Raw genomic sequence first — 23312 nt, 5'->3', positions numbered from 1 at the left:
CCGCTTAGTTCCCGGCCATCGCGACAACCAAACCGATTCATCTCCGCCGGACGAGCAACCGCGTCAGCGTCCGAAGGATGCCGCCACGTCCCGTACCGCCGCGTCCATGGTCGTGAAGGCCAGCGACGGCGGCTCGGCGAGGGCGAACCAACCACACTCGGTGGCCTCTGCCGGATCAAGCCGGATCCGGTCGCCGACCAGGGTGGCCAGGAAGAAGCACTCCAGCACGCTCAACGTCTCGTCCTGGAACTCGTACTCACCCAGATAGAGGCCGACCAACGCACCGAGCTCGACCTCGACGCCCAACTCCTCCCGGCACTCGCGCAGCGCCGCCGACCGGGGGTGCTCCGCCCCGTCGCAGAACCCGCCCGGGGTCTCCCACTGACCAGCCCGGGGCGGTTTGGCCCGTCGGATGGCCAGAAACCGGGTACGGGCGGGGTCGGTCACCACCACGTTGACCGTCGGCCGGGAACTCTGGAACAGCTGGTAGTCGCAGCCACCGCAGCGAACCGGCGGCGGGCCGGGAAGCCCGGCACCGCACCGCGGGCAGTACGCCGCGCTCGGGCCGTACCCACGGGGGATCACCGCTTGCCGCCGGACTTCCCGTCCGAGCCACCGCCATCCGAGGTGGACAGGGCCGCGATGAACGCCTCCTGCGGCACCTCCACCCGGCCGACCATCTTCATCCGCTTCTTGCCCTCTTTCTGCTTCTCCAGCAGCTTGCGCTTACGGCTGATGTCGCCGCCGTAGCACTTGGCCAGCACGTCCTTCCGGATCGCCCGGATCGTTTCCCGGGCGATCACCCGGCTACCGATCGCCGCCTGGATCGGCACCTCGAACTGCTGGCGGGGGATGAGGTTGCGCAGCTTGGCGGCGATCGTCGTGCCGTAGCTGTACGCCTTGTCCTTGTGCACGATCGCGCTGAACGCGTCCACCGGCTCGCCGTGCAGCAGGATGTCCACCTTGACCAGGTCGGACGGCTGCTCGCCGGAAGGCTCGTAGTCCAGCGAGGCGTAGCCCTTGGTCCGGCTCTTCAGCTGGTCGAAGAAGTCGAAGATGATCTCGGCGAGCGGCAGCGTGTAACGCAGCTCCACCCGGTCGGCGGAGAGGTAGTCCATGCCCTGCAACGAGCCGCGCCGGCCCTGGCACAGCTCCATCACCGCGCCGACGTAGTCGTTCGGGGTCAGTACGGTGGCCCGGACCACCGGCTCGTGCACTTCGGCGATCTTGCCGGTCGGGTACTCGCTCGGGTTGGTGACGGTGGCCGTCTCGCCGTCCTCCATCACCACCCGGTAGACCACGTTCGGGGCGGTCGAGATCAGGTCGAGGTTGAACTCCCGCTCCAGCCGCTCCCGGATGATCTCCAGGTGCAGCAGCCCGAGGAAGCCGCAGCGGAATCCGAAGCCGAGCGCGCCGGAGGTCTCCGGCTCGTACGTCAACGCCGCGTCGTTGAGCTTCAGTTTGTCCAGCGCCTCGCGCAGCGCCGGGTAGTCGGAACCGTCGATCGGATACAGCCCGGAGTACACCATCGGCCGCGGGTCCTTGTAGCCGCCGAGCGGCTCGGTCGCCGGCCGACCGTTGATGGTCACGGTGTCCCCCACCCGGGACTGCCGTACATCCTTCACCCCGGTGATCAGGTAACCGACCTCGCCGACACCGAGCCCGTTCGCCTTGATCATCTCGGGCGAGATCACCCCGATCTCCAGCAACTCGTGGGTCGCGCCGGTGGACATCATCTTGATCCGGTCGCGGGCCTCGATCCGCCCGTCGATCACCCGGACGTAGGTCACCACCCCCCGGTAGACGTCGTACACCGAGTCGAAGATCATGGCCCGCGCCGGTGCCGCCGCGTCACCAACCGGCGGGGTGAACTGGCGGACGATCTCGTCGAGCAGGTACGGAACGCCTTCCCCGGTCTTGCCGGAGACCCGGATGCAGTCGGCCGGATCACCGCCGATCAGATGCGCCAGTTCCTCGGCATACTTCTCCGGCTGCGCCGCAGGCAGGTCGATCTTGTTGAGCACCGGGATGACGTGCAGGTCGTTCTCCAGCGCCAGGTAGAGATTGGCCAGCGTCTGGGCTTCAATCCCCTGCGCCGCGTCGACCAGCAGGACCGCGCCCTCGCACGCGGCGAGCGAGCGGGACACCTCGTAGGTGAAGTCGACGTGCCCCGGGGTATCGATCATGTTGAGCACAGCCGACTCGCCCTGACGTTCACCGGCGCGGATCGTCCAGGGCATCCGTACCGCCTGGCTCTTGATCGTGATGCCGCGTTCCCGCTCGATGTCCATCCGGTCCAGGTACTGGGCCCGCATCTGGCGCGGGTCGACCACCTCGGTGAGCTGGAGCATCCGGTCGGCGAGGGTCGACTTGCCGTGGTCGATGTGCGCGATGATGCAGAAGTTCCGGATGCTGCCGGGTTCGGTGGCACCGGGGGCGTTCACGCCGGAGTCGGGCGTCGGAGGCACGGTGGTCCGTTCTGCTGGGCTGGAGTCCGTCGTCTCAGCCGGCGTCGCCGGCCGCCACCTATGTTCCCACGGCCCGATCGTCGGGGTGGCCATGCCCACCACCGGGCCACCCACCGGGCCACCCGGGTGGCACCCGCGTGCCGGCCGGGTGCCGCTGCCGGGGTTCGTGGCGGCGGCGCGGCAGGATGGAGGGGTGGCTACAGTGCGGTTGCCCGCTATCCGGTACGACGCGACATCGGTCCGACCCGCCTGGGCGGACCTCCCACCCGACCTACGCGCGGCGATCTGTGGTCGGCTCGGCAGCCCGGTGACCTGGGCGACCAGCGCCGGCGGCGGCTTCACCCGGGGCTTCGCCGCGACACTGACCACCTCCGCCGGTGAGCGGGTGTTCGTCAAGGCGGCGTCGCTGGTCGAGCAGCGACACCTCAGCGACTGGTACGCCCGCGAAGCGGCGCTGACGGCCGAACTCCCGGCCCAGGTGGCGGCGGCCAGACCGCGGTGGACACTCACCACCGCCGGCTACTTCGTACTCTGTCTCGACGCTGTCGACGGCCGGATGCCGGCGCTGCCCTGGGCTCCGGCCGAGCTGGACGCAGCCCTGGCCAGCTGGGCGGGCGCGGCCCGCGCCCTGCGCCGGCCGCCGGCCGGGCTGGTCAACATCGGTCTGCCCGGGCTGGCCGACCTGGCCAGCGCCGACCTGGCCTGGTGGCAGGAGATCGCCGCCGGCCGGGAAGCCATGCCGGTGTTCGATACCGACACCGACGGCGACGGGCTGCTCCGGCGGCACCTGCCAGAGCTGGCGTCGCTGGAGGCGGACCTGCCCCGCCTGGTGTCCGACGACGCGGTCATCCACGGCGACCTGCGTCTCGACAACCTGCTGATCGACCGGACCGGGATGGCGTGGATCTGCGACTGGACCTGGGTGTGTCACGGTCCCGCCTGGTTCGACACGACGAGCCTGCTGGTCACCGCGTACGCCAGCGGCCTCGACGCAGACGCGCTGTTCGCCCGGCACCCGACCGCTGTCGACGCGCCGCCCGGCGGGCTGGACGCTGCGCTGGCGGCGCTCTCCGGCTACTGGCTGACCCGGGCGTCCGCCGGGCCCACCGGCGCCTCGCCGCATGTCCGCGCCCACCAGCGGTTCAGTGGCGAGACGGCGTTGGCCTGGCTGGCCGCCCGGCGTGGTTGGTCCGGCCCGTTTTGGCCGGCGCACCGATGAGCTGGTAACCTTGCCCTTCGCGCGTGGCGACACGCGTCGCCAGCATGCATCCCGGTTGTCGGGCCCGACCATCCGTCGGACTCCGGCACCTGTCCGGACCGCCACTGCGTCGGACCCGGTCACCGGGATGACTCGGGCGGACGCGTACGCCGCAAACGGATTGTCATTTTGGTCGTTTCGATTTCGGATGAGCAGGGCGAGGCTGTCGCGTGGCGAACATCAAGTCCCAGATCAAGCGCAACCGGCAGAACGAGAAGCGTCGGCTGCGGAACAAGTCGGTCAAGTCGGCGCTGAAAACCGCCGTCCGTAAGTTCAACGAGGCCAACGCGAACGGCGACACCGAGCAGGCTGCCGCGCTGATGCGGGAAGCCAGCCGCAAGCTCGACAAGGCCGTCAGCAAGGGCGTGATCCACAAGAACCAGGCGGCGAACCGCAAGTCCGCGATCGCCAAGCGCCTGCAGTCGATCGGCTCCTGACGAACCCGCTCCCACCGGCCAGCCGACCTCGCGAGGTCGGCTGGTCCGTGTTGGGTGACCATTGCCACCAGCCGGGCCCAACCCAGCTGAGCTGCGTCGGTCCCGACCCAACTGGTTCACGTCACTCGGGTGCCGGTGGTTGGTGATCGCTGAGCTGACCGGTGTGAAGCACGTTCAGCAGCACCGTCGGCGCGGCAAGCGCAGCAGCGGTAGCGGAGTTGGCTCCGACGGTCTGCAGGAAGACCGTCGGAGCCGCGAGGGCCGCACAGGTCGCCGCTGACGCAGTAGCCGTCGCGGCTGTCGCCTCGACGTGGGCGCCGCCGATCCGCCTGATCCGGATACCGGGGCCGGTCTGGATACCGGGGCCGGTGCCGCCAGCCGGAAACGCCGATCCGGTCCGGGTACCGGTCACCGACCGTACGGGCTGCCCGGCCGCCAAGACCACCTCACGACGGAATATCTCCTGTTCCCGCTCGGGGACCAGCTCCGCCGACCGCTCGACCGCACCGGCGACCAAATCGTTGATCTTTACCATGACGGCCACCGCGACCGGCAGGACCAGCATGCCCCACCAGGGAATGAGTTCCGCCAGGGCGAGCAGCCCACCCAGCACGAAGCTGCCCTCGAAGAAGGCCAGACAGGTCAGCCCGCTGGGCTGCAGGTACCGGAGCCGTAGCGCCCGGGCGTAGACCGGTTGGAACTCGTCCTCGATGGCGTCCTGCTCGTCGGCCGGGTCCAAATGGTCACGCGGATCCCGATGGTCGCGGCCGCTCACCGCTGATCACCACCGCTGCGCCGGGCCTGCGCGACCGCGACAACGGCCCGCTCCAGTGCGTAGTCCCGGTCGTCCGACCCGCCCTTGACATCGGCGTTGCACCGCGCCGCCGCGTGCATGGCATCAACCAGGCCTTCCGCGCTCCAGCCCCGGCTCTGCCGTTGCGCACGCTCGATCTTCCACGCGGGCATGCCGAGACTGCTCGCCAACTGGTACGGGCTCCCCCGACCGGCGGACGCGACCCGGGCCACGGTACGGATGCCGTCGGCGATCGCGTCGGCGATCGGCACCGGATCGACTCCGACGTGCAGGGCCCACCGCAGTGCTTCCAGGGCTCCCGACACGTCGCCGATGATCGCCGCGTCCGCCACGGTGAATCCACTCACTTCGGCGCGACCCCGGTAGTACCGGGCCACGGTCGCCGCGTCGACCCTGCCGCCCGTGTCCGCCAGCAGTTGGGCGCAGGCCGCGGACAGCTCTCGCAGGTCGTTGCCGACGGCGGCGAGTAGTGTCTCGGCGGCGTCGTCGGTGCACCGGCCGCCGGCGCGGCGGAACTCGTCTCGGACGAAGGCGACCCGTTCCCGGTGCCCCTTGAGCTTGGCCGCCGGCACCACGGTCGCCCCGGCCGACCGCAGCCCGTCGGCGAAGGCCTTCCCTTTGGCGCCGCCCGCGTGGGTGACCAGCAGCGTCACGTCCGGATCGGGTTGCTTCGCGTACCCGAGCAACGCGGCGGTCAGGTCCTTGCGGGCGTCCTGGCCACTGCGCAGCACGAGCAGTCGCCGACCGCCGAACAGGGACGGGCTGAGCATCTCGGCGACCTCGCCGGCACTGACCGCGCCCGCCTCGTACTCCCGTACGTCGGCGTCGGGATCGGTGGCCCGGGCAGCCTGGACGGCTTCCGTCACAGCCCGAGTGACCAGAAGTTCCTCGTCCCCGAGCACGAGTACCACGGCGGGCGGGGCGGCAATTTTCACGCCCGCCATAGTCGCACGGGTCGTACCACCGAGATCAACCCCCAATTTCTCGCAGAGTAGTTGTTCGATCACGCTCCGATAATAGGGACATTTGCCAGCGAGCTGTCACGAACAGCACCGGAACACCGCAGTTGACTGCGGTCTTCCGTCCCACCCGGATCAGCCGGTACGGGAGTTGATGTCAGCTCTCTGGTGGGAGACCGCGAGCCCGCCGGCACGCCGTACCACCGCGAGATCACCGTCGACATCGGTGCGCAGCACCCGCGCTCCCCGTGCCGACAGCCGGGCGAGCACTCCGGGATCCGGATGCCCGTAGCGGTTGTCGGCACCGACCGGCACCACCGCGACCGCAGGAGCCACCGCGTCCAGGAAGCCGACGTCCTGGAAGGCCGACCCGTGGTGGGCGACCTTGAGCACGTCCGCCCGCAGTCCGGCCGCCCCGAACCGGTCCAGCAACGCTTCCTGCGCGGCGTGCTCGGCGTCACCGGTCAGCAGGATCCGTACTCCGTCCACGACAGCCAGCAGCATCAGCGAGTTGTTGTTCGGATCGGACCTGGTCCCGATGAACGGCTCGGTCGGACCGAGCACCATCAACTCGACCTGGTCACGACGGTAACTCCAGCCGGGCGGAACCGGTCCGACCGCGACGCCTCGGGCCGCCGCCGCCAACTGCACCGCGTCCCGGCCGGCAGCCGGCTCCGGCCACCCGGTGGTCGCCACCGCCGAGACCAGACGGTGCCGCAGGACACCATCGACGCCAGCGACATGGTCGGCGTGGAAATGACTGATCACCAACAGCGGCACCCGGCTGATGCCGAGACGGCGCAGGCACCGGTCGGCAGCAGCCGGGTCCGGTCCGGCGTCGACGACCACAGCGGACCGGGCACCGGCGGGTAGCACCACCACGTCCCCCTGACCCACCGCACAGACCGCGACCACCCAGCCATCCGGTGGCCAGCCCGACGCGGCGAGCCGCACCGGCAGGGCCCCGACCACGGCTCCGACCGCTATGACCGCCAGCACTCGACGAGTGAACCCGTGACGGGCCAGGAGCAGCACGACGACCGTCAACGCGGCAAGAGAGAGCGCACCGAACGCCCCGTCCGGCCACGGCAGCGAACCCGCGGGAACCCGCGCCCCGTACCGGGCCACCGTCACCAGCCACCAGGCCGGCCAGTGACCGAGCCAGGCGAGCAGTTCGGCACCGCCCGGCCAGACCGGTGAGACGACGGCTGTCGCCACCCCGAGCACCGTCGCCGGGGCGATCGCCGGCACCACGAGCAGGTTGGCGGGGACCGCGACCAGGCTGATCAGTCCGGATAGGCCGGCGACGACCGGGGTGCAGGCCAGCTGCGCCGCCGCCGGGATCGCCAACGCGTCCGCCAGCGGAGCGGGTACACCACGGGCCACCATCGCGTCCCGCCAGCCGGGTGCGAACAGCAGCAGACCACCGGTCGCCAGTACGGACAGGGCGAAACCCGCGTCCGAGGCCAGCTCCGGATCGACCACGACCAGGACGGCCACGGTCGCACCGAGCGCCGGCAACGCCGCCCGCCGACGTCCGGTCGCCAGCGCGAGCAGCCCGACCGCACCCATCACCCCGGCCCGTACCACGCTGGGCGAGGGACGGGCCAGGATCACGAAGCCGACCAGCGCCACGGCGCACGCGACCGCTGTCAGGCCGGGACCAGCCCGACACCAGCGCATCCCGAGCAGGACGAACCCGACGACGACCGCGACGTTGGACCCACTCACCGCGACGAGATGGGTCAGCCCGGTGGCCCGGAAGTCCTGCTCCACCGCAGGATCCAGCCGGCTGGTGTCGCCGACGACGAGACCGGGCAACAGGCCACCGGGCTGGTCTGGCAACGGCTCGCAGGCGCGCTGCAGGCCCGACCGCAGGACACCGGCCGCCCGCTGCGCCCAGCTCGAGGACCCGACCGGCGTCGGATCTTCCCCGGTGGACAGCACTGCTGCGGTCAGATCACCACCGCGCGGTGGCGCCAACCGGCCGGCGACCCGCACCCGCTGCCCGGGCAGCAGCCCGTCCCAGGCGTTGCTGGTGCCGAGGACGAGCAACCGCACCGGACCGACCAGCCGGCCGGCGACGCCGTGGTCGGACCCGACGGCCGGCGAGCCGGACAGGCTGGCCAGCCGGACCGGTACCAGCCACAGCGGCGGTCCGGCCACCGCCGACCTGACCCGTCGAGGATCGTCCCGGATCACCAGCTCCGCGGCGACCGCCGCACGGTCGTCGACCAGCGCCGCGAGCGGCCCGGCGTCCCGCGCCGCCACCCGCGCGCCGGCAGCGGCGGCACCGCAGACGACGCCGAGCACCACCGCCATGGCCAGCCAGCCGTACGCGTGGATCCACCTGGTCAGCCGGGGCAGGTCGGCGTAACCGCCGGGCGGCCTGGCAGCGCGGCTGCGGCCGGTGCCCGTACCTCTGGTCAGGTAGACGCCGAGCAGACCGACCAGCGTCACGCCACCGCTGACCAGTGCCACCGCCAGTACGGCCGTGCCGTACACCACGGCGAAGGCTGCCAGCCAGCAGGCCACCGCGAACCCGGCCAGCCGCAGATCAGGCGGCCCGACCCGGTCACCGCCGGACGCCTTCACACTGTCACCAGCTCACGCAGTTGGTCGAACCGCGCGTCGCCGATGCCGCTGACCTTGCGCAGGTCGTTGACGGACGCGAACCCACCCACCCGCTCGCGATGGTCGATGATCCGCTGGGCGAGCACCGGGCCGACTCCCGGCAGCGTCTCCAACTGCTGCTGGCTGGCGGCGTTCAGGTCGACCTTGCCGGTCTCGCCCGGCTGGCCGGCGAGCGGGGCAGGTCCAGTCTCGGCTCCCGGCGGAGGGGTGACCCCGACCACGACGAGCTCGCCGTCCTGGACCGGGCGGGCCAGATTGAGCCAGGCGATGTCGGTGTCGGGCAGTGCGCCACCGGCTGCTTCCAGGGCATCGGCCACCCGGGCACCTGCCGGCAGGGTCACCAGGCCTGGCCGGTGGACCCGGCCGGTCACCGCGACGATCAGCTGTGTCGGCCCGCCGGTGCCGGTCGTCCCAGGTCCTGCCGCAGCGGGGCGGCCCTCAGGACTCGGGCCGGCGGCGACGGCCGACACCGGGGCGCCCTGGGCCGAGGCGCCGTCGGCGGACGGCACCGGCTCGACCTGGGGTCGTGCCCGCCAGGCGAGCAGCGCGGCGCCGGCTACCACCACGACAGCCACGGCGGCGAGCGCCCGCACCCCCCGCCGGCCAGGGTCGAAGGCGGGCAGCCGGGCGGTCGCCCCAGAGAAGGCCGGGTCATCGCCATCGATCGGGTCGCCCGATCCGGCCGGGTCATCGAGGTCGCGGACGGACGAACGGACGGGGTCTACCAGCACCCGTAGGTCGCCGTCGGCGCGGGTCAGTAGGCCGCCGTCGGCGCGGGTCAGCCGGGCCAGCCGACGCTGGACGGTGTCGTCGTCGATCACGTGCAGAAGCTAGGCCGCCGGCCAGGACGGTGGACCGGACTGCGGGCAGGGCTGTGGACGACCGGCGTGTTGTGGACAGTGCCCCGTACCAGACCCGGATCTTGCTATGGGCCGGCGGTCAGGGAGCCCGCCCGCCGGTGCACCACGACCGAGAGCAGACCGGGGCCGGCGTGTGCGGTCACCACCGCCCCGATCTGCGTCACGTGAACGTCCTGGAGCCGGTCGCCCAGCCGGGAGGTCAGTTCGGCACACAGGGCGGCGGCCCGGTCCGGATCGTCGAGGTGGTGCACGGCGACGTCGACCCGCGAGGCGTCGCCGGCCGCGAGACAGGCGAGGTCGACCAGCTTGGCCAGGGCACGGGCGGCGGTACGTACCTTGTCGCGCAGCACGATGTGCCCGTCCGGCACGTGCAGGATCGGCTTGACCGCCAGCGCCGTACCGAGCAGCGCGGATGCTGCCGTGATCCGACCACCGCGCCGCAGATGCTCCAACGTGTCGACGTAGAAAAACGTTCGGGTGCGGGCCGCTGCAGCGGTCGCGGCGGCGCTGACCTCGGCCAGGTCACCCCCGGTAGCCGCCACCGTCGCCGCGGCGAGCGCCGGGAAGCCCAGCCCCATGCCGGTCGAGCCGCTGTCCACCACCGCGACCCGGTCCGGGCCGGTCTGCCGGGCGGCCAGTTCGGCGGCCGCGACCGTGCCGGACAGCCCGGCCGACAGGTGCACCGACACGACCCCGGAGCTACCGGTGCGCAGCAGTCGCCGGTACGTCCCGGCGAACTGCTCGGGCGCGGGTCGCGAGGTGCTGACCGTCGAGCGCCGCGTGGTCAACGCGTGGGCCACCTCGGTCGGGGTCAGATCGAGGCCTTCCCGACGTTCGATGCCGTCGACCAGCACGGTCAGCGGCACCACCGTGAGGTGGTGCCGCTGCGCCAGATCGGCCGGCAGGTAGGCGGTGGAGTCGGTCACGACCGCGACGGACATGCCGGCACGCTAGCTGATCATCGGCAATCGTGCCGGACCAGGCGACCTGTGGGGTCGGACCGGCTGCCGGATCAAGCCGGCGATCAGGTCGGACCGGCTGCCGGGTCAGACCGGGGCGGGAATGTCCCGGGTGCTGCTCACCCCGACGTTGTGTGCCCGCAGTTGCCAGCCCCGCGACTCGTCGTACCGTAGCTCGGTCCAGTGGCAGTTCTGCAGCGGCGCGACGGTACGCAGCACCGGCACCCCCCAGCCGAGCAGATGGCCACAGCCCTGCCGGGCCGCCCCGCCGTGGGTGGCGATCACCACAGTCCCGCCTGGCATCGCGTCAGCCGCGTCCTGCAACGCCTCCCCGACCCGTTTGCCAAGGTCGTCGAGGCTCTCCACAGCGCAGCCGGGCGACGGATCGCCGGCCCGCCAGCGGGCGTGCTCGGCGGGGAACCGTTCCGCGATGGTCGGCATGGTGAGCCCTTGCCAGAGCCCGTACTGCCGCTCCCGCAGCCGGGGGTCGGAACGGACCGGAAGGCCGGTGAGTGCCGCCAGGGCCGCCGCGGTGTCGGCTGCCCGCTGGAGATCGCTGGCGACGATCGCGTCCGGTCGTAGCGCCGCGATCAGCGGCGCGGCGGCGGTGGCCTGGGCCCGGCCGAGGTCGTTGAGGGCGGTGTCGGTCTGGCCCTGCACCCGGTCGGCGGCGTTCCAGTCGGTGTTGCCGTGCCGCCAGACGATCAACCGGGTCACTCGGTGGCCCCGGCTTCGGCCTCGACCAGGTCACGGTCGACGAACGGGATGACCGGACAGTCCTTCCAGAGCCGGTCGAGGGCGTAGAACTCGCGCTCCTCGGTGTGCTGGACGTGCACCACGATGTCGTTGAAGTCGAGCAGCACCCACCGGCCGGCACGGTCGCCTTCACGCCGGATCGGCTTGGCCTTCTCCGGCAGCCGGACCAGGCTCTCCTCGATGGCGTCGACGACCGCCAGCACCTGGCGCTCGTTGGGCGCGGAGGCGAGCACGAAGGCGTCGGTGATCGCCATTCGGTCGGCCACGTCGATGACGACGATGTCCTGCGCCTTCTTGTCGGCGGCGGCCTGGGCGGCCGTCAGGGCCATCTCCCGCGCGCGCTCTGAGGCGCTCATCGGATCACCTCGACAACACTCCTTCAGCTAGACAGCTTCGCTGCTCTAGCCTCTCACACTCGCCCAGCCAGAAAATACGGATATATTACCTATATTGTGACAGCAGGGGGTCATTCACCCGAAGATTCCGTCTCGTACAGCCGACGTTTGGCGATGTACTGCACCACCCCGTCCGGCACGAGGTACCACAGCGGCTTGCCGGCAGCCACCCGCGCCCGGCACTCGGTTGACGAGATCGCCATCGCCGGCACCTCGACCAGGGACACCGTGTCGGCCGGCAGGTGCGCGTCGGACAACTCGAACCCCGGCCGGGTCACCCCGATGAAGTGGGCCAACTCGAACATCGCGTCCGTGTCCTTCCAGGACAGGATCTTCTCCAGGGCATCCGCGCCGGTGATGAAGAACAGCTGCGTCTTCGGCCCGTACACCGAGTGCAGGTCGCGCAGCGTGTCGACGGTGTAGGTCGGGCCAAGCCGGTCGATGTCCGCCCGACTCACCTGGAACGTCGGGTTCGACGCGGTCGCGATCACGGTCATCAGGTACCGGTCCTCAGCCGGGGTGACCGTCAGCCCAGCCTTCTCCCACGGATCCCCGGTCGGCACGAAGACCACCTCGTCGAGCGCGAAGCGCTCGGCCACCTCGCTCGCCGCGACCAGGTGACCCTGGTGGATCGGATCGAAGGTGCCGCCCATAATGCCGACCCGACGGATGCCATCGTCCATCGACGAATCGTATGCCGATGATCTACCCAGCCGGGCTGTCGCGTGGCGTAGGCAACACTTTCGGGGGCCTGCTCCCGCTTTGCGCCTCCGGCGATCACCGCCTACGCCGGTCCGGCACCGGCACCGGCTCTGGACGCGTACCGACGTCGAGCGGCCAACGCCCGGTCCAGTTCATCGGTGGCGTCGGTGACCACCCGACGTAGCCCGGCGGTCAGATCGTCGCGGGCGAGCATCGCGGTTGCCGCCGCCCGGGTCCGCTCGCTCACCGCGAACTGCGGGAAGGCCGTCTCCGCCACCCGGTCGGCGAGCCACGCCGCGCGGCGCCGGGTCGCCGCCGGCAGATCGGCGAAGTACCGGTCCACGTACGGCGCCGTCAGCTCGGTCTGTTCCGGCTGCCAGAACCCTTCGGCGTACGCCTCGACGAGACGGTTGGACAGGCTGGTGTCGGTCACGATCGCCTGCCAGGCACGCTCCTTGCCGGCCGGGTCCGGCACCGCCGCACGGCACTTCGCGGCCCACTGCTCACCGGCCGCGCTGCGGTCCCGGCCGGCCTCGTCGGCGATCTCGGTCGTGCCGACGCCGCCGCACGCCGCCAGCCGGTAGAGCAGCAACCAACGCAGGTCGGCGTCGACCGTCAGCCCGGCGGGCACCGCCCACCCCGCCAACCACCCCCGCAACCAGTCGACGTCCCCGCTGGCGGTGATCGCCCCCCGGGCCGCGGCCAACTGGACCGATGTGCCGGACCCGGCTGCGGCCAGCAGCCGGGTGCAGGCGGTGCCGAGCCGGGACCGCAGCACTGGACGGTCCACCGGGTGCGCGTACCGGTCGATCACCGACCGGCTCAGCCGCAGCACGTCCTCGACGACGACCACCACGGTCTCGGCCGGCAGGGCCAGCTCGATCAGCGCCGCCAGGTCGGCCACCGGCTGCTGGGCGTCACGTACCGCGTCCAGGGTCGCCGTCCACGACACAGCACGGGCCAACGGATCGGTCATTCCGGGCAGCATCGCCGGCAGCGCGGCCGACGAGGCCGGGTCGAGCCGCACCTTGGCGTACGTGAGGTCACCGTCGTTGACCAGCAGTAGGTCGGCCGCCGGCTCACCGACCAACGCCGGCACCAGGGTACGTCCGCCGTCGACGTCCGGGGCCAGGTCCACCGCCAGCCGGCGCCGCCGCACCGATCTCCGCCGGTCCCCGGTCGCCTCGGCATCGAACAACCCCAGTCCGATCCGGTGCGGACGCAGCACCGGATAGGGCTGCGGCGCGGTCTGCACCAGGGCGACCTCCCGGTAGCGGCCGGTCTCGTCGACGATCGTCTCGGCCCGGATCGTGTTCACCTGCGCCTGCCGCAGCCACCGCGTCGCCCAGCCGGACAGGTCGCGGCCACTCGCCTTGGTCAACGCGTCGAGCAGGTCGGCCAGCGTAGCGTTGTCGAACCGGTGGGCGGCGAAATGTGCCCGCAGCCCGGCCAGGAACGGTTCGTCGCCCAGCCAGGCCACCAACTGGCGCAGCACCGACGCGCCCTTGGCGTACGAGATGCCGTCGAAGTTGAGCAACGCCCGCTCGGCGTCCGCGACCTCCTCCGGCGCCACCGGATGGGTCGACGGACGCTGGTCCGCTGCGTACCCCCAGGATTTGTAGCGAATGCCGAACGTCGTCCAGGCGTCGGTGAACCGGGTCGCCTCGGCGGTCACCCGCACCCCGAGGTACTCGGCGAACGATTCGTTGAGCCACAGGTCGTCCCACCACCGCATGGTCACCAGGTCGCCGAACCACATGTGGGCCATCTCGTGGGCGATCGTGGTGGCCCGCCGCTCGCGTTCGCTGTCGGTGACCGCCGACCGGAAGATGTGGTCGTCGCGGAAGGTCACCAGGCCCGGGTTCTCCATCGCGCCGGCGTTGAACTCGGGCACGAACGCCTGGCCGTAGCCGCCGAACGGGTACCGCACGTCGAACAGTTCGTGGAACCGGTCCAGGCACTGCCGGGTGATCGTGAAGATCTCCTCGGCGTCGGCGTCCAGGTGCGCGGCGAGCGAACGTCGGCAGTACAGCGACAGTGGGACCCCGTCGTGCTCGGCGTGGCGGGCGTGGTACGGCCCGGCGATCAGGGTCACGAAGTACGTTGCCAGCGGCGCCGTCGGCGCGAAATCCCACCGGCCGTCCACCGGCGCGCCGACCGGCTGGCCGTTACCGGCCACCGTCCACTGCGGTGGCGCGGTGACCCGCAGCCGTACCGATGCCTTCAGGTCGGGCTGGTCGAAGCAGGCGAAGATGCGCGGCGCGTCGTCCAGGAACGACATGGCGTACAGGTACGTATCGCCGTCGGCGGGGTCCACGAAGCGGTGCAGCCCCTGCCCCGAGTTCGAGTACGCCATCCGGGACTCGACAGTCAGCGTGTTGTGTCCGGCCAGCCCGGTCAGCGGGAACCGGTTGTCGTCGAGCGTCGTCGGATCAAGATCGACCTCGTTGAGCCGTACCCGCGTCAGCTTCACCGCAGCGACCTCGACGAAGGTCGCTGCTCCCGGCGTGGCCCGGAACTCGATCACACTGGTCGACCCGAACTCGGTGTCACCGGCGGTCAGATCGAGGTCGATGGTGTACGACTCGACGGTGATCGTCGCGGCGCGTTCGACGGCCTCGGCGCGGGTCAGGCTCGGCATCCGACCATCCTGCCGCACATCGTGCAACCGGCGGCGGCTAGCCTGTGCCGGTAACCGGGCGTGTACCGCCTGACAAATCCCGCGTGTGTTCCCGTGCAGAAGGAGTCGACGATGGCGCAGCACCCCAAGGGCGATTTCGACCTGTCCCGTGCGGTGTGGCAGCGGGCCGAAGGTGACGACTCCGAGGGCGCGGTCGAGATCGCGTTCGTCGACGACCTAATCGGGATGCGCAACTCGGCCGAGCCGGACGGGCCGATCCTGGTCTTCACCCAGGCCGAGTGGGACGCGTTCGTCGCCGGCGCCCAGGACGGCGAGTTCGACCTGGAGTGACCCGGTGGTCGCGGCGGCCTGGGACGCACGGTCTACCCCGGGTCGCCGCCACCCCAGCTCAACGCGTTGATCCCGGCCGCGCGGTGGAAGCCGGGATGTTCGAGTACGTCGACACAGGTCTCGCTGTCCGGGTCCGGCCCGACCGCCCCGCAGAACAGCGGCTCGGCCAGGTGCCAGGCGTCCGTGTAGGACAGCCGCGCGACGCCGATCGCCACCTCGGGCCGCGGGACCGTCAAACGGCGAGTACTTCCCCTGCTCGATGGCGATGACGGTCTGTCGGGTGACGCCGAGCCGTCTGGCCAGCTCGGCCTGGGTCATCTCCCCGTTGGCAAAGCGCAGGGCCCGGATCGAGTTGGTCACCCTGGTCGGTCTGCCCACGCTTCACCACCCCCGGTGGTACGCGACGATCCCCAGGGTGGTCACCAGGAACGCCCAGGTGCCCTTCTCCTCGTACGACTTGACATCACTAAGGTAAAGGAGACGGAACATGATGTCGCTAATCTTTGACATGGCCGGACCAGGGGCGCACCCGTAGGTGCAGGATGACCAGGACTACAGCGCGTCGTCGAGCAGGATGCGCCGCTGGTCCGTCGGCGTCACCAGGTGTACGCCGAGCAGCCGCACGCCGGCCTGACCGCACACCTGGTACGCGGTGTGGAACCAGAGCCGGTCCGGGTCGCTGACCGCGCTCGATCCGGACCGGGTGAGCACCACCAGCATCGAGCCGTCACCCGCCCGCTCCGCGAGCGCGTTGGCGAAGATCCCGACCGCCTGGGCGCAGTCGTCCGGGTCGAGCCGCGCCGGCAGGTCGTCGACCGGGCAGTGGACCTGTACACGGTCCTCCTCGTCGCAGAGAACGAACCGCACCCCGCGCCGCCCCCGCTCCCACCGCTCGATAGCGGCGGCGAGATGAGCATCGATAGCCTCGGGACTGTCCAGAACCGGCGAATCGCTCATGACCCGACATCGTCCACCATTCGCCCGGGTTCGGCCACCCCGCCCGCGTCGCCGGGCACCATGAGCCAGGACAGTCAGGCCGCGGCGACCGGAACCCGTTTCTCAAAGCAGACGCTGTACGGATTACCGACGTACTCGCCGTAGACCGGGATCCGGGCGTAGCCCGCCGAGGCGTACAGGTGCATGGCCACCGGCAGGTAGCTGCCGGTCTCCAGCCGGAAGATGGTGTGGCCGGCGGCGTACGCCGACTCTTCCAACGCGGTCAGCAGGTGCCGCGCGATACCCCGACCCCGGTAGGCCGGCCGTACGTACATCCGTTTGATCTCGGCGGTCTGCGCGTCCAACGCCTGGACGGCGCCGCAGGCGACCGCCCGCCCGTCCAGCACGCACACCAGGTACCGGGCGTCGTCGTGTACCTGGTGCCCGACCGGATCGACTGGCCGACCGGCACGCTCCGCCTCAGCCAGCTCGCGCTGCTGGGTCATGATCAGGGCGGCGACCTCCGGGTCGGTAGGCAGACGGCGCTCGATCAACACTCAGTCACGATAGGCAAAGCGCGTTTCCCGAAGGTTTCGTCCAGTTGGCCGGGATCAGGCCTGATTCCGACAACCCGACGTTCAACTGCCACCAACCCGCTTGGTAACAATCAGTTACCTCGATACGTCCGAGTCGTCCTCTGCTGGCCGCTGCCGGCGGGCCTTGCGGTCCGCCAGCCGCTGCGCGGCGCTGGCCCGGCTCGACTGCTCCTCCAGCCGGACATCGGTGCCGCGGGAGCTCGGCACGTACTCGACGTCAGCGAAGTGGCTCGGCTGCCAGTCGAACTCCCATGATCCGATCCTCACCAACGCGCCCGGCTCGGCGCCCGCCTTGGCCAACGCCTCCTCCACGCCCAGCCTGGCCAGCCGATCGGCGAGGAAGCCGACTGCCTCGTCGTTGTCGAAGTTGGTCTGCCGTACCCACCGTTCCGGGCGGGATCCCCAAACCCGGTACGCACCGTCGGCCGCCGGCTCGACGGTGAATCCGGCGTCGTCGACGGCCGCCGGCCGCAGCACGATCCGGGTCGGCTCCAGCTCCGGCGCGGCCGCACGGGCAGCGGCGACCAGTTCCGCCAGGGCGTAGGTCAGCTCCCGCAGCCCTTCCCGGGTCGCCGTACTGACCTCGAACGCCCGCAACCCGCGCGCAACCAGGTCGTTCCGGACCAGCTCGGCCATTGCCCTGCCGTCCGGTACGTCGATCTTGTTGAGCACCACCAGCCGTGGCCGGTCCGCCAGACCGCCGTAGGCGGCCAGCTCCGCCTCGATCGCGTCGATGTCGGCCAGCGGGTCCCGCCCGGGTTCCAGAGTCGCCGTGTCCACCACGTGGGCCAGCACGGCGCACCGCTCGATGTGCCGCAGGAACTCCAGACCGAGGCCCTTGCCGGTGGCCGCACCAGGAATGAGCCCGGGTACGTCGGCGACCGTGAAGGTGTGTTCGTCGGCCCGGACCACCCCGAGGTTGGGCACCAGCGTGGTGAAGGGGTAGTCAGCGATCCTCGGCCGGGCCGCCGAGATCACCGAGATCAGCGACGACTTTCCGGCCGAGGGGAAACCGACCAGGCCCACGTCGGCGACGCTCTTGAGTTCCAGTACGACGTCAAGCTGCTCGCCCGGCTCACCCAACTCGGCGAAGCCGGGTGCCTTGCGCCGGGCGCTGGCCAATGCGGCGTTGCCCCGGCCACCCCGGCCGCCCCGGGCGATCTCCAGGCTGGTGCCGGCACCGACCAGATCGGCCAGCACCTCGCCGTCGAGACCCTGCACACTCGTCCCGTTCGGCACCTTGAGCACCAGGTCGGCGCCTTTGGCACCGTCCCGGTTGCCACCGGCCCCGCCCTTGCCGTTCTCGGCCTTTGCGTGCGGCCGGAAGTGGAAGTCGAGCAGGGTGTGCACCTGAGGGTCGACGACCAGGGTGACGCTGCCGCCGTGCCCACCGTTGCCCCCGTCCGGCCCGCCGAACGGCTTGAACTTCTCGCGGTGGATCGAGACGCAACCGTGCCCACCGTTCCCCGCCAGCACATGCAGTACAACCCGGTCGACGAAGGTCGTCACGGCCCTATCCTCTCCATTGCCGCCGGCGGGACCGGCGGACACGACAAAGCGGGCTGGGACCTCTGGTCCGCAGCCCGCTCGTCAGGTTGCTCGACAAGCGTCAGCCAGCAACGCCAGGGCGCCTGCCTGCGGCGGCGCTGTACGGCAGATGCTACTGCGTCGCCGGAACGATGTTGACCGTCTTGCGGCCGCGCTTGGTGCCGAACTGCACCGAGCCGTCAGCCAGCGCGAACAGCGTGTCGTCGCCACCCCGGCCGACCAGGTCACCCGGGTGGAACTTGGTGCCGCGCTGACGGATCAGAATTTCGCCGGCGCTGACGACCTGACCACCGAACCGCTTCACGCCGAGACGCTTGGCCTGGGAGTCACGGCCGTTCCGCGAGCTGGACGCACCCTTTTTGTGAGCCATGGCTGGTGCCTACTTCCCGTTCGAGATGCCGGTCACCTTGACCTGGGTCAGCGGCTGACGGTGACCCTGGCGCTTGTGGTAGCCGGTCTTGTTCTTGAACTTGTGAATCCGGATCTTCGGACCCTTGGTCTGCGCGGCGATCTCGCCGGTCACAGCGACCTGGGCAAGCTTGGTCGCGTCGGTCACCAGGTCGTCGCCATCGACGAGGAGCACCGCGGGAAGCGTCACCGCGTCACCGGGGGCACCGGTGATCTTCTCGACCTCGATCACGTCGCCCTCGGCGACCTTGTACTGCTTGCCGCCGGTCTTGACGATCGCGTACATCGGACGCGGACTCCTGTCGTTTGTCGCTGGCGGATGGTGTTCGTGGCAGCTCGGTGGACCGTCGGCTACGCCGTGGGGAACGGACGCGGCGGTCTGCGACTGAGCAGTCACGGGCACGCGGGAACCTGGCGCACCGGGTGCGCCACCGGCAAGCGTACGGCATGCCGGTGGCTACCCTCAAATCGACCCCGGTCAGGGACGAGTCCGGCGGCGGGTGCCGCTGCTGCGGCGGACCCGTCGCCGACCGCCGGCGGCGTGATCGCCTGCGGACGCGTCCCGGTCATCGTCGTCATCGGCGAGATCGGGATCGTCCGCCCCGGCCAAGCGGACCGGTGCCGCGCCGTTGCCGGTCTCGACCACCGGATCCACCTCGTAGCGGGACAGGTCGTAGCCCATGGTCTCGTCCTCGTCCTCCGCGGTCGGATCGACCAGCGGTTGCGCCGCCGCGACGGGAACTCTGATCACGCCGGTGGTAGTCGGGGCAGCCTCGGCCTCGGCGACACCGGCGACCACGTCTGCCGGCTCATCCGGCTGGTCCGCCCCGGTCACAGCCGTCACGTCAGGTGCAGAGGTGACGTCAGGGGTATCGGTGACGTCAGGCGCCGGGAATGCCTCGTCCGCCGGTTGGTTGGCCTTGCGACCCCGGCGGCGGCTGCCACCGGTTGCCGCACCACCCGTAACGCTCGTACCACCACCGCTGGCCGGAGCTGCGGCGACCGTCTTCGCCCGGTCCCCGGCCCCGGTACCGCCCGACGATCGCGGCTTCTCCGGCACCGGCTCGGTGTGGATGATCAGCCCGCGGCCCTTGCAGCAGTCACAGGTTTCGCTGAACGCCTCCAGCAGCCCGGCACCGATCCGCTTACGGGTCATCTGCACCAGACCCAGCGACGTGATCTCGGTGACCTGGTGCTTGGTGCGGTCCCGACCCAGGCACTCGGTCAGCCGGCGCAGCACCAGCTCCCGGTTCGACTCCAGCACCATGTCGATGAAGTCGATCACCACGATGCCGCCGATGTCGCGCAGCCGCAGCTGGCGGACGATCTCCTCGGCGGCCTCCAGGTTGTTGCGGGTGACCGTCTCCTCCAGGTTTCCGCCGGCGCCGGTGTACTTGCCGGTGTTCACGTCGATGACGGTCATCGCCTCGGTCCGGTCGATCACCAGGTGACCACCGGAGGGCAGGAACACCTTGCGGTCCAGGCCCTTGAGGATCTGCTCGTCGATGCGCCGCTCGGCGAACACGTCCGCCACCGCGGCGTGCCGGCGCAGCCGGGCCAGCAGGTCCGGCGAGACGTGGGCGAGGTAGGACTCCACCATCTCGTACGCGGTGTCGCCCTGAACGACCAGTTCGCGGAAGTCTTCGTTGAACAGGTCCCGAACGACCCGGATGACCAGGTCCGGCTCCTCGTAGAGCAGCGTCGGCGCGCCACCGGAACCCGCCTTGGCCTGGATGTCCTCCCACTGTGCCTGCAGTCGTTTGACGTCGCGGGACAGCTCGTCCTCGCTGGCACCCTCAGCTGCGGTCCGCACGATCACACCGGCACCGTCGGGCACCAACTTCTTGAGGATGTCCCGTAGCCTCTTGCGCTCGGTGTCCGGCAGTTTGCGGCTGATCCCGGAGGCGTTCCCGTTCGGTACGTACACCAGATGCCGGCCGGAGAGCGCAACGTGACTGGTGAGCCGAGCGCCCTTGTGCCCGATCGGATCCTTGGTGACCTGCACGAGCACCGAGTCACCGGAACGCAGCGCCTGCTCGATGGACCGGGACCGACCTTCCAGGCCGGTGGCGTCCCAGTTGACCTCACCGGCGTACAGCACCGCGTTGCGGCCACGACCCACGTCGACGAAGGCTGCCTCCATGCTCGGCAGCACGTTCTGCACCTTGCCGAGGTAGACGTTGCCAGCCATGGTGCCCGACGAGGCCCGGGTGACGTAGTGCTCGACCAGGACGCCGTCCTCCAGCACGGCGATCTGGGTCCGGTCACCGCGCTGACGCACCACCATGTCCCGGTCGACGGCCTCCCGCCGGGCCAGAAACTCCGACTCGCTGAGGATCGGCGGACGGGTCCGCCGCTGCTCTCGGCCGTCCCGACGGCGCTGCCGCTTCGCTTCCAACCGGGTCGACCCGGTGACGCCCTGCACCTCGTCGACGGTTTTGCGTGGTTCACGAATCTTGACGACGGTCGGCACGCCGTCCTCGGCCCCGGACTCCGCGTCGCCGGAGCCACGGCGTCGGCGGCGACGCCGCCGACGGGTCATGGAGTCGCCATCGCCATCGCCATCGGCGTCGTCGGCCGACCCACCGTCATCGGACGCCTCGGTCTCGTCGCCGGTGTCGGCGTCGCCCTCCTCCGCGCCGCCCTTGCCCCGGCCCCGGCCCCGGCGCCCACGGCGCCGACGACGCCGGCCGGCCGGCGTGTCGTCGTCATCGTCGTCCGTGTCGGCGTCGGTGGTCACCTCAGCGGGCTGCTCCTGCGGTGCCTCTGCGGCCTCGGTGACCGGCTCGGCCGCCGGCTCGCTGTCGGCGCTACGCCGGCCCCGCCGACGCCGCCGCACCGGCTCGTCGTCGCCGGCCGCCTCGGCACCGTCGATGGTCTGGACAGCGGGCTCCACTGCCGCCGGCTGACCAGCGTCGGTGGCGACCGGCGGACTCTGCGGATCGGGTGCCATGAACAGCACGACAGGTGGTCCGGCTGCCGCTCTGCGGCGTCGGGACGACGGCGCGACGCCAGACACCGCAGCGGCGTCGTCGGTCGCCGGGCCGGCCTGGCCCACGGCGGCACCCGGCTCCGCGTCGGAGTCGGCGGCGGCCGGGCCGGGCATCGCCGCCGACTCGGACTTCGCCGACCGGCCGGCTGCTCGGGTCGGCACCGGCTCGGCGGCCGGTGGTGTCTCGGTGGCCGGCGTCGCAGGACCGACCGGCGACGATGTGGCCAGTTGGGCAGCGGCTGCTCCCGGGGCGGGTTCGCTCTCCTCGACCGGCACCACGACTGCCGGCTCGGCCGCCTTCTTCCGCCGGGTCCGAGTGGTCTTCTTGATCGCCGGCTCAGCAGTGGAGTCGGCCGACGGGCCGGCGGTGTCGTCCGGGCCACCCGCGTCAGCGGTATCAGTACCGGTGGTATCCGTACCGGCCTTGTCCGCTGCCGTCGAACGGCGACGGCGGGTCCGGGACACCGCAGCCGGTTCGCCGGTGGCTGGTGCCGGACCAGCCGAACCACCGGTCGTGGCCGCGTCGCCGCCGGCGACCCCCGCCGCGGCCTTGCTGGTCCGCCGCCGCGTCGTGCGGGCGGTTGTGGATCGGGTCACATCAGCGGGAGCGCCGGCCGGTTCGGTACCGGTCCGGTCCCCGCCCTCTGGCTCGTTTTCGAGCATTGGACGTTCTCCAGTTCTGGCCGCCCCGGGCGCGGGTGAGCGCTGCCACGCAGGGTTGCCGCAAAAAGTGATCCGGCGGACGCGCCGCTGAGCTTCCGGCCCGGTGGGGCGAGAGACCCGGAGGCAGACCGCCGAAGTCTGGCTTACTGAGCGCCGGCCGGAACACGGCTGGCGTTCACCGATGGCTGCCCAGCTCGATCCGCCTCCAACGGATCGACGATCTCCCCCTGCGCGGTCAGTGTTCCCTGAGCTAGCCGGGTCACTCGGGGCGGCACCGGCGGCTCCAGGTCGGCCATGACGCGCAGGCCGGAGAGGACGTCATCGGGTCGTACCGACGGGGTGACCTGCCGGACGACTAGGTCGAGTATCGCACACGGCACCGAGCTGACCTCGGAAGGTAGGCCGCTGCCCGGACCGGCACCCGGTCCGTCGGTGTTGTCGGACCGGTCGGCGACCACGATCCGCACCACTGCGGCACGGGCGTCGAAGGTCCGCCGGCCCTGCTTGGTCAACCGCTCCACCAGCACCTCCTCGGCGGCGGTGAACGTCGCCACCGCCCGGCCGGCCGACTCCGGATCGACCTCGGGCAGCTCGATCCGCCATCGCGACGCGTCGATCCGGTCGGCCAGGCTACCGCCGGCCGCCTCAACCGCCTCCAGTACGTCGAGGCCGGGCGACAGCGCAGCGTCGAGCGCCACCCGCAGCCGGTCGGGGTCGACCTGCTGCTGCAGACCGATCTCCAGATACTCGGCCTCACTGGCGACGCCGGTCGGGGCCGCGCTCGCGTAGGAGATCTTGGGGTGCGGGGTGAATCCCTGAGAGAAGGCGACCGGGACACCGCCGCGGCGCAGTGCCCGTTCGAACGCCCGGGCGAAGTCGCGGTGCGAGGTGAACCGCAGCGGGCCGCGCTTGGCGTACCGGATCCGGATCCGTTGCACGACCGGCGCCTGGCCGCC

General features: G+C 71.0%; 22 protein-coding genes and 1 pseudogene. 3 read left to right on the top strand and 20 right to left on the bottom strand.

Features of this window, described 5'->3' with window-relative positions:
* Positions 1 to 63 precede the first annotated feature (63 nt).
* Positions 64 to 585 (bottom strand): NUDIX hydrolase, encoded by a 522-nt coding sequence (locus O7543_RS28660; RefSeq protein ID WP_281551011.1) that lies wholly within the window; start codon positions 583 to 585, stop codon positions 64 to 66.
* Positions 582 to 2468: a translation elongation factor 4 gene (lepA, locus tag O7543_RS28655; protein WP_281551012.1), complete on the bottom strand. Its 1887-nt coding sequence runs from the start codon at positions 2466 to 2468 to the stop codon at positions 582 to 584. Before lepA ends, O7543_RS28660 begins: the two co-directional genes overlap by 4 nt.
* A 193-nt stretch (positions 2469 to 2661) precedes the next feature.
* On the opposite strand from lepA, the gene O7543_RS28650 reads away from it, so the two are divergent.
* The gene (locus O7543_RS28650) at positions 2662 to 3687 is read left to right on the top strand and encodes a phosphotransferase (protein ID WP_281551013.1); all 1026 of its coding nucleotides are present in this window, start codon (positions 2662 to 2664) and stop codon (positions 3685 to 3687) included.
* A gap of 209 nt (positions 3688 to 3896) precedes the next feature.
* The gene (rpsT, locus tag O7543_RS28645) at positions 3897 to 4163 is read left to right on the top strand and encodes a 30S ribosomal protein S20 (RefSeq protein WP_278170679.1); all 267 of its coding nucleotides are present in this window, start codon (positions 3897 to 3899) and stop codon (positions 4161 to 4163) included.
* Positions 4164 to 4284: 121 nt separating this feature from the next.
* On the opposite strand, the gene O7543_RS28640 is transcribed toward rpsT, so the two are convergent.
* From O7543_RS28640 to pepN, 9 genes are all read right to left on the bottom strand, one after another.
* Positions 4285 to 4938 carry a hypothetical protein gene (locus O7543_RS28640; RefSeq protein ID WP_281551014.1) on the bottom strand — a complete coding sequence of 218 codons (654 nt, stop codon included), beginning with the start codon at positions 4936 to 4938 and terminating at the stop codon, positions 4285 to 4287.
* Complete coding sequence (gene holA / locus O7543_RS28635; protein WP_281551015.1) at positions 4935 to 5921, bottom strand: DNA polymerase III subunit delta; 987 nt, start codon at positions 5919 to 5921, stop codon at positions 4935 to 4937. Before holA ends, O7543_RS28640 begins: the two co-directional genes overlap by 4 nt.
* 150 nt (positions 5922 to 6071) lie before the next feature.
* Positions 6072 to 8531 carry a ComEC/Rec2 family competence protein gene (locus tag O7543_RS28630; protein ID WP_281551016.1) on the bottom strand — a complete coding sequence of 820 codons (2460 nt, stop codon included), beginning with the start codon at positions 8529 to 8531 and terminating at the stop codon, positions 6072 to 6074.
* Positions 8528 to 9235: a ComEA family DNA-binding protein gene (locus O7543_RS28625; protein WP_281555664.1), complete on the bottom strand. Its 708-nt coding sequence runs from the start codon at positions 9233 to 9235 to the stop codon at positions 8528 to 8530. Before O7543_RS28625 ends, O7543_RS28630 begins: the two co-directional genes overlap by 4 nt.
* Before the next feature lie 260 nt (positions 9236 to 9495).
* A complete protein-coding gene (locus tag O7543_RS28620; protein ID WP_281551017.1) occupies positions 9496 to 10371 on the bottom strand; it encodes a DegV family protein in 876 nt (291 codons plus the stop codon).
* Between the two features lie 105 nt (positions 10372 to 10476).
* Positions 10477 to 11106, bottom strand: a complete 630-nt coding sequence (locus tag O7543_RS28615; protein WP_281551018.1) for a histidine phosphatase family protein — start codon at positions 11104 to 11106, stop codon at positions 10477 to 10479.
* The gene (gene rsfS / locus O7543_RS28610) at positions 11103 to 11501 is read right to left on the bottom strand and encodes a ribosome silencing factor (protein ID WP_281551019.1); all 399 of its coding nucleotides are present in this window, start codon (positions 11499 to 11501) and stop codon (positions 11103 to 11105) included. The genes O7543_RS28615 and rsfS overlap by 4 nt, the downstream gene beginning before the upstream one ends.
* Before the next feature lie 110 nt (positions 11502 to 11611).
* Complete coding sequence (gene nadD / locus O7543_RS28605) at positions 11612 to 12223, bottom strand: nicotinate-nucleotide adenylyltransferase (RefSeq protein ID WP_281551020.1); 612 nt, start codon at positions 12221 to 12223, stop codon at positions 11612 to 11614.
* Between the two features lie 101 nt (positions 12224 to 12324).
* Positions 12325 to 14883, bottom strand: coding sequence for an aminopeptidase N (pepN, locus tag O7543_RS28600; RefSeq protein ID WP_281551021.1), 2559 nt, complete (start codon positions 14881 to 14883; stop codon positions 12325 to 12327).
* A 111-nt stretch (positions 14884 to 14994) separates the two neighbouring features.
* Between pepN and O7543_RS28595 the strand changes: the two genes are divergently transcribed.
* A complete protein-coding gene (locus O7543_RS28595) occupies positions 14995 to 15213 on the top strand; it encodes a DUF397 domain-containing protein (protein ID WP_281551022.1) in 219 nt (72 codons plus the stop codon).
* A gap of 32 nt (positions 15214 to 15245) precedes the next feature.
* Here O7543_RS28595 and O7543_RS28590 read toward each other — a convergent pair whose 3' ends face one another.
* The 9 genes and pseudogenes from O7543_RS28590 to O7543_RS28550 all read right to left on the bottom strand — a co-directional run bounded on the left by O7543_RS28590 (position 15246) and on the right by O7543_RS28550 (position 23294).
* A complete protein-coding gene (locus O7543_RS28590) occupies positions 15246 to 15449 on the bottom strand; it encodes a hypothetical protein (RefSeq protein WP_281555820.1) in 204 nt (67 codons plus the stop codon).
* Between the two features lies 1 nt (position 15450).
* A pseudogene (locus O7543_RS30260) lies at positions 15451 to 15591 on the bottom strand (helix-turn-helix domain-containing protein); the annotation flags it as partial.
* Between the two features lie 174 nt (positions 15592 to 15765).
* Positions 15766 to 16170, bottom strand: a complete 405-nt coding sequence (locus O7543_RS28580) for a hypothetical protein (RefSeq protein WP_148083506.1) — start codon at positions 16168 to 16170, stop codon at positions 15766 to 15768.
* A 74-nt stretch (positions 16171 to 16244) separates the two neighbouring features.
* Positions 16245 to 16706: a GNAT family N-acetyltransferase gene (locus O7543_RS28575; RefSeq protein WP_281551023.1), complete on the bottom strand. Its 462-nt coding sequence runs from the start codon at positions 16704 to 16706 to the stop codon at positions 16245 to 16247.
* 114 nt (positions 16707 to 16820) lie between these two features.
* Positions 16821 to 18254 (bottom strand): GTPase ObgE, encoded by a 1434-nt coding sequence (gene obgE, locus O7543_RS28570; protein ID WP_281551024.1) that lies wholly within the window; start codon positions 18252 to 18254, stop codon positions 16821 to 16823.
* A 151-nt stretch (positions 18255 to 18405) separates the two neighbouring features.
* Entirely contained in the window at positions 18406 to 18663 is a 258-nt protein-coding gene (rpmA, locus tag O7543_RS28565) for a 50S ribosomal protein L27 (protein WP_123602997.1), read from the bottom strand.
* A gap of 9 nt (positions 18664 to 18672) precedes the next feature.
* Positions 18673 to 18987 (bottom strand): 50S ribosomal protein L21, encoded by a 315-nt coding sequence (gene rplU, locus O7543_RS28560; RefSeq protein WP_123602998.1) that lies wholly within the window; start codon positions 18985 to 18987, stop codon positions 18673 to 18675.
* A 192-nt stretch (positions 18988 to 19179) separates the two neighbouring features.
* Positions 19180 to 22356, bottom strand: coding sequence for an Rne/Rng family ribonuclease (locus tag O7543_RS28555; RefSeq protein ID WP_281551025.1), 3177 nt, complete (start codon positions 22354 to 22356; stop codon positions 19180 to 19182).
* A 143-nt stretch (positions 22357 to 22499) separates the two neighbouring features.
* A complete protein-coding gene (locus tag O7543_RS28550; RefSeq protein ID WP_281551026.1) occupies positions 22500 to 23294 on the bottom strand; it encodes a TIGR03936 family radical SAM-associated protein in 795 nt (264 codons plus the stop codon).
* Positions 23295 to 23312 lie beyond the last annotated feature (18 nt).

Origin of the sequence: Solwaraspora sp. WMMA2080 (genome assembly GCF_027497395.1) — a bacterium.
Classification (GTDB): domain Bacteria; phylum Actinomycetota; class Actinomycetes; order Mycobacteriales; family Micromonosporaceae; genus Micromonospora_E.
This window is presented reverse-complemented; position numbering and strand designations above follow the sequence as displayed.